An 11,779-nucleotide genomic window follows, 5' to 3' on the forward strand; every position below is an offset into this window, starting at 1 on the left:
CATATCATAGTGAAATGGAATACAACAAGGAGGGATTACAGTGACACAGCTTTCTCGAACTAAGACTGCCATAATCCTTACATTTCTCGTTATTATGTGGGGAATTAATTGGCCGTTATCAAAATTCGCTCTGCATTACACACCACCCGTACTCTTTGCAGGGATTAGAACATTAATAGGAGGATTTATCTTACTTACTTTCGCATTACCGAAATACAAACAATTAAATTTAAAGGAAACTTGGCATTTATACTTTATTTCATCTTTACTCAATATTATTTTGTTTTACGGACTACAAACTGTCGGACTTCAGTATATGCCCGCCGGACTCTTCTCCGCAATCGTATTTCTCCAACCTGTCTTACTCGGCATTTTCTCATGGATTTGGCTTGAAGAATCTATGTACGGCTTGAAAATTTTCGGACTTATTCTTGGATTTATTGGTGTTGGGGTTATTAGCTCTAGTAGTTTAACTGGACATATTTCTATTATCGGTGTACTACTTGCTTTAGGGTGCGCTATCGGCTGGGCACTCGGCACAGTATTTATTAAGAAAACTGGACACCGCGTTAATGCCATTTGGATGGTAACACTTCAGCTTATTATTGGCGGACTTTGCTTAATCGGATTTGGTTCAGAATTTGAGAACTGGTCTAACATCGCTTGGAGTATACCATTTGTAAGTGTACTACTATTCATCTCGTTCTTCGTTATTGCAATGGGATGGCTCGCTTACTTTACACTTGTAGGAGCTGGTGAGGCAAGTAAAGTTGGGGCTTATACGTTCCTTATCCCACTGATCGCTATTATTGTAAGTTCAATTTTCTTACATGAGGCCATTACAATTAGCTTATTTATCGGACTTTTATTTATTATCGTAAGCATTTGTTTTGTAAATATAAAGCCGAAAGCACTTGCTGTAAGGCAGCAAGTTGAAGTGAAATAAATAGATATGAGAAAGAGTCTACCACTTGTAGGCTCTTTCTTTTTTACCATTTTATGAGTACAGTCACTTAACATCTTAGCAAAAGGAAAATTTTCCTTTTTTATTGTATGATGATAATTAAGTAGAAAATATTATCTCTAATACATATGTATGGACTAACAATTCTAATCATAAGGGGGAATTATATGGTTTTACAGTATAAAGAATTTGGAGATTCAAGCTCTCCACTTATGGTTTTTATTCATGGGGGCGGAGTCAGTGGATGGATGTGGGACAAACAAATTAAACATTTTACTAACTTTCACTGCCTTGTTCCTGATTTACCCGAGCAAGGGGAAAATAGTAGTAAGGATCATTTTTCAATACACTTTAGTGCTGAAAAAATCATTGAATTAGTTGAAGAAAAAGGACAAGGTAAAACTGTTATAGTAATCGGTTTTTCGTTAGGTGCTCAAGTATTAATTGCAATGCTCAGCATGAAACCAAACTTAATTCAATACGCTATGATAAATAGCGCATTAGTTAAACTAATTCCTTTCGCTAAAACATTAATAAGATCCCTTGGCTTAACCTATCCACTTATAAAGAGTAAGACGTTTTCCAAAATACAAGCAAAATCAATGTACATAGATGAAACACAATTTGATAACTATTATCATGAAAGTTGTCAAATAAGTAAAAATACATTTGTGAGGATATTAGAAGAAAATGTGTCGTTTACAATACTAAAAGGTTTCGAGAATGCTAGTAGCAATATATTAGTGACTGTTGGAGAAAACGAAAAAAGAATCATGAAAGACTCGATGGCTGAAATCCTTGAAAGCAATCCTAATTGCACAGGTATTATCATTCCTAAAATCGGTCATGGAATCCCTTTAGCAAATCCCAAACTATTTAATACTTTAATTGAAAACTGGCTTAAGCATGATAACCTACCAGAAGAAGTAATGACAGTCAATTGAGTTCCTTATCTTAATAAACCATGTTGTATTTGTAGCTCTAATCCCCCTCGAAGCTGCTTAATCTCAAAATTTTATTAACAAAGGTCTCATTACTTTCAATGAGACCTTTCAATGTTCCCTACTTTTTACGACGTACTACAAAAACACACGTACCTACGGAAGATACAATCGCTAAAACTGATAAGACAATTGCTATTGTTTGCATATTACTTGTACCTTCATTTTTTTCCACACTAGATACTTCACCATGTTCTCCTGTTAATGATGTACCTTTTGCAATCGTAGTAAGTGAGTGGGGCTTTTCAGCTTTCTCATCGCCTGTCCATTCAACAATTTCTCCATCTTTATATTGTTGATATGCATTCCAAGCTATTTGTTGCTCTTTATCTGGATTTTTAGCAACGAAAGTAAATCGTTGGAACTGACCAGGTAAAATCCCTTCTCCTGTTGCTTCCCATATTACAGTTTTAACTTTTCCAGCTGCATCTTTTTGTTCTTCCACTTTCCACCCTGGCACTGGCTCGTACTGTTGAAACTCGACTCCAGACGGTATTTTCAGTGTGACTTTTGTTGTTGCCATATTCTTTTCAACAGGTACCTTTATTGTATAAGTCTCCCAAGAGCTAACGTCAGAAGTTGCTGGTTTCACAGTTACGTGAGCACTAACAGGTAACGAAAAAATCCCCATTGCAATTATTGTTGCGATCATTGTTGTTCCTAATTTTTTTATACGTTTCATTTTCTATAAACTCCTTTTCATTTATAACGTCTTTTTTATCTGCCACCTACAATAAATTTATAATCCGTATCGAAACTATCAAGAGATTTTGTTAATCCGTGAACTTGTATATTCCAGTTTCCTGTCATGTTAATATACATACCTTCCGCTTCATATTCTCCCGGTGACACTGCCGAAACTTTAAATGAACCTTTGCCCATATTCATATCTAAAGATTGAGTCGTCAATACAATTTGTTCCATATCAGTAACAGGCTGTCCATTCTCATCCTTCAAAGTAATATGAAATGTATTCTGTCCTACCTTATTAGGACTTACATGTAAAGTAAGCTCATATCCATTATCTAATTGTTTACTCTCTGTAAAAGGTCCCGTAGGAGGCATCGGCGGCGTTTGTACATTTGTCATAAACGCTACGATTACAAAAACGATAATTCCAATGATAAACTCTACTTTCACCGTAGCTCCTAACCTTCGCTGCGCTCGCATTCTCCCTTTCACATAATGAATAATTCCCAATATCCCCATACACACGAATAAAAGTATCTTTGCTAATAAGGCCAATCCATACTTCGTATCAAATAGGGAATGGATCGTGGGAATAAAAAATGTACTGTTAAAAAGACCCGTTAATAAAATCACTATGACAGTACCTGTTGCCCATGGTGAAAAACGCTTAATCGCATCCCAATACATAGTCCACTTGTCATCCTCTTTACGTAAAAGAAGAACAATCGATGATAGCCCCCCAATCCATAACGAAGCTGCGAATAAATGCAGAAAGTCCATAACGACAGCAATTTCTTTAAACTTTAATCCATATGCATGACTATTGAAGGCTTTCATAACAAGTAACCCAATAAATAATACAATTGGAATGCTCCATACTTTAAACGACGAAAGCCTCTCACTCTTCACTGCAAAATATGTAACAATCATCAGCATACTAATAAGTACCATTTGAGTGATCCATACATAACGAAAAACAGATAGCTGTAATGTTTCTTTTAATAATATAGGATCGAATGCTTCTAACCATGAAACATCAGCATTTATTTTCGCCTGCAATGGTAAATTGAATAGTAAACTAATAAATATCCCAAATAATGCTATCCATATTATTCTCTTACTCCTTGATTGAACTGGGGTTGCATTCCCTTTATACATAATAAGATTAAAGAATAGAACTCCTAAAAATAGTGAGAAACTTGTATATAGAACCCCACGTTCCATGATCATATCGATTTGCGGAACATAGCCCATCTCTTCTACTTTTATATCATCTGTTCCCGCTTCTGCTAATCCAATACGGAATGGAATAACTCCTTGAATCGGATGTCCATCAGCTGAAATAGCTTTCCACTGAATAGAGTAAAGACCATTTTTGAGATTCTCTTTTAACCCAGCCTCTAATATTTTTTTGTTTTTCTTATCAATATGTGCATCTTTTAAATCTACTCTTTTACCTGAGGTGTCTCTTACGAACAATGTATTAAAACTTGAAACTTGTATGTCCTCATCGAATTCAATTTTCACAATAGATGGTGCTTTCTTCAACGTTTCATTTTCAGTAGGATTTGATTTCACAACATACGCATGAGCGGATGCGCTTTTTGGTATCAATATGATCAACACGCACGCGATTAATAGCCATGCCCCTAACCTTCGTATTACTTTCACAATCATTTCACTTCTTTCTTTTTCGTCACTACACTTTCATTACTTTTTACTTCCCAAGTTTTATTTCTTGATAAAATATTAACCTGATTAAGTATAAGGATTTATTTAGTATCACTCTCTATTTATTCCTCACCTCTATACTTCCAATATAATAGTAGCTACCTTCATGGATATTACTAATATTTTTAAAGTTGATTATCATTATAGCATAAAATATATTTATGTAAGTTCCCTAAGAAGAAAAGTTATCGTGAATCATTTGTGAAGAAAATGTGAAATACATAAAGTGAAACTTTAATCAGTGGGACTTTTACGGGCATTCGATCTCCCACCTAACTCCCTCGCATTCTCCGACTTTTGAAGCGGGAATCTTATTGCCAACAAATAACGGGATAAATAAAAAAGGTATTACGTTATTACGCAACACCCTTTCTCCATAATACACTTCCTTTACTTCTCTTCCGGATAATCACAATAATTAATGATCGTGCCCTCCGTATCCGCTAGGTTAAGATAAATTAATCTTCTACCATGCTTATTCATTCGAAGTGTATGCTCTTCCATTCAAATACCTTATTCTTTAAATATGTTGTGTTTCAACACATTCTTTCCCTATTTTTAAATTTCATTTTCTTTTTTAGGGTTCATTTCAATTATTTTTAACAGCTGTTGTACCCTTTTATCATATGTATGTTCGATTAGCGTTCTCTTCAGCCCTTCCATCGCAATTTTCTTTCTTTGTGCCGGGTTCGATAAATATCTTTCAGCTTTCTCTATAAAATCAACCGCTGAGGTAAATGTCTCAATTTGTACCCCTGGAATATAACACTTTTCTAAATCTGAACGAATATCCGTCATTTGAAAAGAACCTGTACTAGCTATTTCGAATGTACGATTATTAATAGAACAAGCATTTACTTTTACTCTATTTCTATTAAATGTTAAATCCTCTATCGAGCGATGTATATTCATATTGATTTTACTTTTTTTGTAATATCCTATACTGTTTTCGTAAACCAAAAATGGTAAAAGTAAAATTTTATCTTTCAATAACTCATAACTTTTTAGTCTATCCCAATTACAACCTATAATTAGAGTATTTTTAGTCACTAAGTACTCTGCAATTGAATCAATAAATGCGAGCCGATTATCAAAAGCAGTCCCTATGAAACTAATATCAAATATGTATTCCTCTTCCCTAAGTATCGGCGTATATACAGGAGGTTCTGCTGCTAAAGGCAAATAATATACATTATCACAACCTAAATCTTTATAAAAATCAATACATCCTGTATCTTGCGTAAACACATAATCATAATCAAGCACTAAGTTTTTCGTCACATCTGTAAAGTAAGGGTCATCTGTAAGCCAGAGTGCAGTTTTAAAGTTGTATTGTTTTAAATCTTGAATTCCCTTAATTATCCCTTCTTCAAAACCATGAAATACAATAATGAGTGCCGGTTTTATCTTTAAAGCCGTTTTCACCAAGTTTTCGTATGTTACCATCGTTACATTACGAATTGCCTTTTTCAAACTATTATATATAGATTCCTCTAGCACCGGAAAATAGACAGGAACACTAGATGTAACAAATAATACGTTAAAATTTTCAGCACTATTTGAAATCTCCACAGATAACCACTCTCCAATACATGAAATTCACAATTTATATTATATGTATTGCATAAAATATATAGTTGGTTATAAAGCACTCTTTTTCTTTCATATATTACTGTGCAAAATGAGGATTGCTTACCCTATAGTCGGCTCCATTTGCTCGCAAATACTAAAAAAAATCATGCCCACTCCTACAGGATAGTGGATAGCTTCTCATAATATATATTCAACATTCCGAAATACTTTCGTCGAAATATTGAAAAGTATACAAATAAAAAGGCGTTACATTAGTACGTAACACCTTTCACAAAAATACACTTCCTTTATTTCACTTCCGGATAATCACAATATTCAATAATCGTCCCTTCCGTATCCGCTGGGTTAAGGTAAATTAATCGTCTACCATGCTTATTGATGCGAAGCGTATGTTCTAACGTTCGAATCCCTTGTTCCTTTAATTCTTCTAAAGCTACATCTAAATCGTCTACACGATACGCAACATGATGGACACCTTTCCCTTTTTGCTTTATAAATCGTGCTATTGGAGAAGTTGTATTATTCGTTGGCGCAAGTAATTCGATTCTATCACCATCAACTTCAAGAATAGCTACTTCGCTTTCAACACCAGGTGCTTCACTTACGTATCGATCTATTAAAGTTCCTGATAAAACCTTTTCATAAAAATGTATCGTACTATCTATATCACGAACTGCGATCCCGATATGGTCAATTGTTTTTTTCATTTTATTTCCCCTACTACTTTATTTTTTCTATTCTTATCAATAGTAACAAAAAAAGTTATAGAATCAAATTCTATAACTTTTTTTGTTTAACTTATTTTCTTATTCGCACCAGCTGCTGGTTGCACTCCATTTTTCGTTTTTACAACGCTAATACCATAGCCGATAAATCCACCGATAATCGCTGGGAAGATCCAGCCTAATCCTACTTCCTGCATCGGAAGGAATTTAGTGAACACTTGGCTTACTACTTCAATGTTAACTCCAGCTGCACTTAATCCATCGAATAAGCTGATGATAAATGTTACGATTAAGCTCACTTGGTAAACTTCAGCTCTACCTTTGAATAACGAGTGGAAGAATGTTAAGAAAATCAGCACGATTGCTAGTGGATAAATCGCTGTTAATACTGGAACAGAAACTGCGATTAGTTGTGTTAATCCAACATTTGCAACAATAGCACTAAACACACATAACGTAATTGCAATTGCTTTGTAAGGAACATTTGGGAATAACTTATGGAAGAATGAAGAACATGCTGATACAAGTCCCACACTAGTTGTTAAACAAGCAACTGTTATCATTAATCCTAATAATACCCCGCCATATGATCCGAAATAGTAGTTAGAAACTTTCGCTAATACTTCTCCGCCGTTTTCTAAATGTCCAAGCTTCGCAACGCTTGAAGCTCCCATATAAGAAAGTGCTGTATAAATAATTGCTAAAATAGATGCTGCGATCAGTGTTGCTTTTGCACAAACAACCATAATTTGTGTTTTCGTTTTCGCACCTTTTTCTTTAATTGCATTAATAATGATGATCCCAAATACGAACGATGCAAGCGTGTCCATTGTTAAGTATCCTTCTTGGAATCCTTTGAAAAATGCATGTGATGTATACCCTTCAACTGGTGCTTGCATTTCTCCAATCGGATGAATAAAAGCAACGATTACTAAAATACCGATGAATGTTAATTTAATTGGCGTTAAGATTTTTCCAACAATATCGACAATTTTCGCAGGATTTAGCGAAAAAAAACAAGTGATGCTAAAGAATATAATTGTAAAAAGAATTAACGGTGTAGAACCTAATCCCTCTGGCATAAACGGCTTAAGACCAATTTCATAAGAAACATTTCCCGTTCTTGGTATTGCAAATAACGGACCGATCGCTAAGTATAAAACTGTCGTAAACACAATCCCGAATACCGGGTGAGCTCGACTTGCTAATGACTGTAAATCATCTTTACCTGAAAAACCAAATGCTAATACACCTAGTAATGGTAAACCTACTCCTGTTACTAAAAATCCAGCGTTAGCAATCCATACATTCTCTCCTGCCGATTGACCAAGCATCGCTGGGAATATTAAATTTCCTGCTCCAAAAAATAGTGCAAATAACATTAATCCGATAACTACTATGAACGAAAACGGTACTTTATTCGCCATAATATAACCCCCCATTCAAATTTCCTTATCTCATTTCCAATTTTAACTAATTGAATTTTCTGAATATTTAATTTAAGTATCAACTATTCTTGAACTCATTATAGTTTGTTATATAATATTTTGCAATACTATTTTCAAACTTTTCATTTATTTTATGAATATACATTTTTTAACATGGAAATTAGACTAAAAAACCAACATGGTCATCCATGTTGGTTTTTACATTTACTATCATTATTTAAAATTTCGCCGCTACTTTCTTAACGTTCTCTAAACCTTCTTCAACAATTTGCTGTGAGCGATCTGGATATTGATTGTGTCCCTCAATTACAACTGTCTCTGGATTGGTAATTCCCCAGAACCCAAGTACGTTTGTAACGTAATTAACAGCCATTTCCATAGGAGCCATTTGTTCAGAAGAGTAATCTGAACCACGAGCGCCTAAAACAACTACTTTCTTATCACCAGCTAAACCTTCTGGACCGTTCGCTGTATATTTAAACGTTTTTCCAGCTTGAGAAAGATATGAAATATACGTAATTAATGGTGCTGGTACTGTAAAGTTCCATAATGGGAATGCAAATACTACTTTTTCAGCTTCTAAAAACTGGTTTAAGTACTTATCCACTGTAGCAACTGCCTTCTCTTCTTCAGCTGTTATCTCCATTCCTTGACTACGTTTATATCCACCTGAAATAGCGATATTTCCGTAATACGGAAGATCTAATGCGAATAAATCTAACTCCGTAATTTCTGTATTCGGATTTGCTTCCTTATAAGCACTTACAAATGTTTCATACATTTTTGAACTAATTGCTTGCTCCGCTGGACGATCGTTTGCTTTTACAAATAATACTTTTGACATTGTTTTATTCCCCTCTACTTTTGTATTTTCTTCTTTTTTACCAAATAACGAGCTAAATAATCCCATTTTCTTCACCTAAACTTTCTTATCATATTCATTATTCATCATCATAAAAATTCTTATTCTAATAAAAAGTTCCAATAGATACCTTAACCTAAGTAACTCAAAACTTTTTGTTATTTAATTACCTTATGTAAGTGATTGTAATACATCTACTTACTTTAGTCAAGTAACTTCTCAAAAAGAAAAATATCTCGAGTTAAAAATAACAAAGAAATATATTTCCTCATTCGAAATGATAAATTCGAAAACACGTAAGTGAAATCCCTTGTATAATACAACTAGAGAGAGAAATTCATCTATAGAGAGGATTTATTAATGAGTACTTTAGAAAAGATTCAAACCTTTATCATTCTTGCAGCTGTTATATTCGGGGTTATATTAGGACAATTTAATATGATACATATGCATTCAGAAAAATTTATTGTCCCCTTCTTATTTTTAATGCTTTACGGATTATTCCTCAGCATCCCATTAAATGATATAAAAAATGGCTTCCGTAACTTAAAATTCGCTGGAACAAGCCTAGGTATTAACTTTATATGGACACCTTTTCTTGCTTGGGGATTAGGCGCGTTATTTCTTTCAGATCACCCAGCACTTTGGGTCGGCTTTATTATGTTAATGGTTACTCCGTGTACAGATTGGTACTTAATCTTTACTGAAATAGCGAAAGGAAATGTAGCACTTTCTACTGCAATTTTGCCTGTAAATTTAATTTTGCAAGTACTACTTCTTCCAATTTATTTATTTTTATTTGCTGGTGTCATGAAAACTGTAGCGGTTTCTGTTTTAGTAGAAAGTATTGTTATCGTAATCGTCTTACCATTTTTACTTGCGCACGCTACAAAATTCATTATGCATAAAATGAAAAAAGTTGAAACACTGGAGAATAAACTCATTCCATTTTTCAGCTCTGCTCAAATTGTATTTTTAAGTTTAGCAATAGTAGCGATGTTTGCCTCACAAGGTAAGTACTTATTACAAAATATGAATGTTGTTTTATTGTTACTTATACCAGTATTACTGTTCTTCATAATTAACTTTATACTAGGACAGTTTGTAGGACGTATGATGCATTTATCCTATGAAGACACTGTAAGCCTAAGCTTAACAACATTAGCGAGAAACTCGCCTGTTGCACTCGCAATTGCTGTGACTGCTTTTCCAGACGAGCCTCTTATCGCGCTTGCATTAGTGATTGGACCGTTAATAGAACTACCAGTACTAGCGTGTGTGTCACAAGTGTTATTACTTATTAAGAAAAAACAGCAATACACATAAAAAAAACGTCCTACTTTGGGACGTTTTTTTATTGTCGAGAAAGTATAGAAGTAACGATACTTATCGGCTCTAAGGATTTTATACGTTATAGAAAATTAGCTTGTCGTTACGTTAACAAAGTCTTTCTAATTAAAAATTATAGGGAAAGTAAATATAACGAAAGCTGCCCAAAGTCCGTAAATTGGCAAATACTTCGTAACGGCATCTTGGATAGCTGTCGGTCCTGATTTGTTTTGTAGAAAACGCATATAGGAAAACATAATCCAAATTAGATTTGCCCAGATCAGTATGTTTACTCCTAAGACAGCAAGTCTATTAGGTGTAATCCCGTAAGAAGAAAGTCTGAATACGATGGCTGACAAAGCTACAGTGTCAATAATAAGCGCAAGAACAATTAAGGCAAAATTGATATAATCTGAAATGTTCTTTTTCTCGTCTGATTCACTCTCAACAATGGAAAATATGGTAACAGCCAATACACCAAGGAGTATTCCGTTGAAGGCCATTAGGAAATTGCGGTCCAAGAACGGATTTTTCCCGACCCATATAACCGTTATAAGATAAATCAACAATGTGATCAAGACGAGAGGACTAAAAATGTTAGATATGTATGGTGTAATATTCTTAGCAAGTTTAAGATTCATTGATGCCAAGTATGCAGCCACAATAGCGAGAGCGGCAGCACCAAATAAAATAACATTACTAAAATAGAAGTCTTCTATATTCAAGTCAACAAACCTAAATAACTGCATGGTTAATGCTGCTAGTACCATTCCGCTCACTGCCATGCTGGCGTAGAGAATACAATATTCCAAATTAAATTTAATATAAGCTAATCTCGTACTTCCTTTTGAATATTCATTTCCTGTAAACGCAAGCCCTACTAAGACCCATAAGAATATAGGAAGATGTAAATACGCAAGGATACTGCTGTCTTTATAATTTAATGGCAACATATTAAGATACCCCCCGGCAATTAGGAACAATGCTGCAAGGAAATAAATAATACTTTTTTTCGGAGTATTATTGTAAATAAAATAAGCAGCAATAAAGGGAATTACACCAAAAGCCAAGTTAATTGGAGCAATTGCTTCCTGTTCGACAAAATGGAAGATTACCCTGGTGCTTAGCCCTGCCAGAATAGCTAAAATGCCCATGAATAAGAAACCTTTTTGAAACAATGAAGGTTTTTCTGTATTTGCCGTCTCCTTGAAATGCAATCTTTCATACCAAGCACCAAGAACCTGAGAATCAGGGTTTTCATCCCATGCTTGTGAGAATGACTTTTTAAAAGCTTTCGGGTCTTTTCTATACATTCTCTCCAACTCATGAGGGTTATCCATATTTTCAATTATCACATTGTTAACCTCCATATTTATACCTCCTCTAATTTTAAAAATAACGTTGTTACCTTTTCCATAAAAAGCATCACACTTATT

Annotated in this window: 10 protein-coding genes and 1 pseudogene; 3 read left to right on the top strand and 8 right to left on the bottom strand. The window is 34.3% G+C overall.

The window, feature by feature from the left end; all coding sequences use genetic code 11:
- The first annotated feature begins 40 nt into the window (after positions 1 to 40).
- Together DN408_RS17685 and DN408_RS17690 are read left to right on the top strand one after the other, a co-directional pair.
- Positions 41 to 946, top strand: coding sequence for a DMT family transporter (locus DN408_RS17685; protein WP_078178888.1), 906 nt, complete (start codon positions 41 to 43; stop codon positions 944 to 946).
- A 185-nt stretch (positions 947 to 1,131) separates the two neighbouring features.
- Positions 1,132 to 1,908 (top strand): alpha/beta fold hydrolase, encoded by a 777-nt coding sequence (locus DN408_RS17690; RefSeq protein ID WP_078178887.1) that lies wholly within the window; start codon positions 1,132 to 1,134, stop codon positions 1,906 to 1,908.
- A gap of 118 nt (positions 1,909 to 2,026) precedes the next feature.
- Here DN408_RS17690 and DN408_RS17695 read toward each other — a convergent pair whose 3' ends face one another.
- From DN408_RS17695 to DN408_RS17725, 7 genes and pseudogenes are all read right to left on the bottom strand, one after another.
- Positions 2,027 to 2,647 carry a YcnI family copper-binding membrane protein gene (locus DN408_RS17695; protein ID WP_002126863.1) on the bottom strand — a complete coding sequence of 207 codons (621 nt, stop codon included), beginning with the start codon at positions 2,645 to 2,647 and terminating at the stop codon, positions 2,027 to 2,029.
- A gap of 35 nt (positions 2,648 to 2,682) precedes the next feature.
- Positions 2,683 to 4,332, bottom strand: a complete 1,650-nt coding sequence (locus DN408_RS17700; RefSeq protein ID WP_078178886.1) for a copper resistance CopC/CopD family protein — start codon at positions 4,330 to 4,332, stop codon at positions 2,683 to 2,685.
- A gap of 444 nt (positions 4,333 to 4,776) precedes the next feature.
- Positions 4,777 to 4,884, bottom strand: a pseudogene (locus DN408_RS17705) (glyoxalase); the annotation flags it as partial.
- 60 nt (positions 4,885 to 4,944) lie between these two features.
- On the bottom strand, positions 4,945 to 5,958 hold the full coding sequence (locus tag DN408_RS17710) for a CgeB family protein (RefSeq protein WP_033730339.1): 1,014 nt from the start codon (positions 5,956 to 5,958) through the stop codon (positions 4,945 to 4,947).
- 308 nt (positions 5,959 to 6,266) lie between these two features.
- Positions 6,267 to 6,686 (bottom strand): VOC family protein, encoded by a 420-nt coding sequence (locus DN408_RS17715; protein WP_002086225.1) that lies wholly within the window; start codon positions 6,684 to 6,686, stop codon positions 6,267 to 6,269.
- An 86-nt stretch (positions 6,687 to 6,772) separates the two neighbouring features.
- Positions 6,773 to 8,131, bottom strand: coding sequence for a branched-chain amino acid transport system II carrier protein (gene brnQ / locus DN408_RS17720; protein WP_078178885.1), 1,359 nt, complete (start codon positions 8,129 to 8,131; stop codon positions 6,773 to 6,775).
- 238 nt (positions 8,132 to 8,369) lie between these two features.
- A complete protein-coding gene (locus DN408_RS17725; protein WP_016126776.1) occupies positions 8,370 to 9,062 on the bottom strand; it encodes an FMN-dependent NADH-azoreductase in 693 nt (230 codons plus the stop codon).
- 312 nt (positions 9,063 to 9,374) lie between these two features.
- Here DN408_RS17725 and DN408_RS17730 point away from each other — a divergent pair, with 312 nt between their 5' ends.
- Positions 9,375 to 10,340 (top strand): arsenic resistance protein, encoded by a 966-nt coding sequence (locus DN408_RS17730; RefSeq protein WP_078178884.1) that lies wholly within the window; start codon positions 9,375 to 9,377, stop codon positions 10,338 to 10,340.
- A 125-nt stretch (positions 10,341 to 10,465) separates the two neighbouring features.
- Here DN408_RS17730 and DN408_RS17735 read toward each other — a convergent pair whose 3' ends face one another.
- Positions 10,466 to 11,713 carry a DUF4153 domain-containing protein gene (locus DN408_RS17735; protein WP_078178883.1) on the bottom strand — a complete coding sequence of 416 codons (1,248 nt, stop codon included), beginning with the start codon at positions 11,711 to 11,713 and terminating at the stop codon, positions 10,466 to 10,468.
- Between the last annotated feature and the right edge of the window lie 66 nt (positions 11,714 to 11,779).

This window comes from Bacillus sp. AR13-1, assembly GCF_008042285.1.
GTDB lineage: Bacteria > Bacillota > Bacilli > Bacillales > Bacillaceae_G > Bacillus_A > Bacillus_A mycoides.

Bases quoted from the DNA above. Each gene is read 5' to 3' on its own strand.
- DN408_RS17690 (WP_078178887.1), top strand. From the start codon at position 1,132: ATGGTTTTACAGTATAAAGAATTTGGAGATTCAAGCTCTCCACTTATG.
- DN408_RS17695 (WP_002126863.1), bottom strand. From the start codon at position 2,647: ATGAAACGTATAAAAAAATTAGGAACAACAATGATCGCAACAATAATT.
- DN408_RS17700 (WP_078178886.1), bottom strand. From the start codon at position 4,332: ATGATTGTGAAAGTAATACGAAGGTTAGGGGCATGGCTATTAATCGCG.
- DN408_RS17715 (WP_002086225.1), bottom strand. From the start codon at position 6,686: ATGAAAAAAACAATTGACCATATCGGGATCGCAGTTCGTGATATAGAT.
- brnQ (WP_078178885.1), bottom strand. From the start codon at position 8,131: ATGGCGAATAAAGTACCGTTTTCGTTCATAGTAGTTATCGGATTAATG.
- DN408_RS17725 (WP_016126776.1), bottom strand. From the start codon at position 9,062: ATGGGATTATTTAGCTCGTTATTTGGTAAAAAAGAAGAAAATACAAAA.
- DN408_RS17730 (WP_078178884.1), top strand. From the start codon at position 9,375: ATGAGTACTTTAGAAAAGATTCAAACCTTTATCATTCTTGCAGCTGTT.
- DN408_RS17735 (WP_078178883.1), bottom strand. From the start codon at position 11,713: ATGGAGGTTAACAATGTGATAATTGAAAATATGGATAACCCTCATGAG.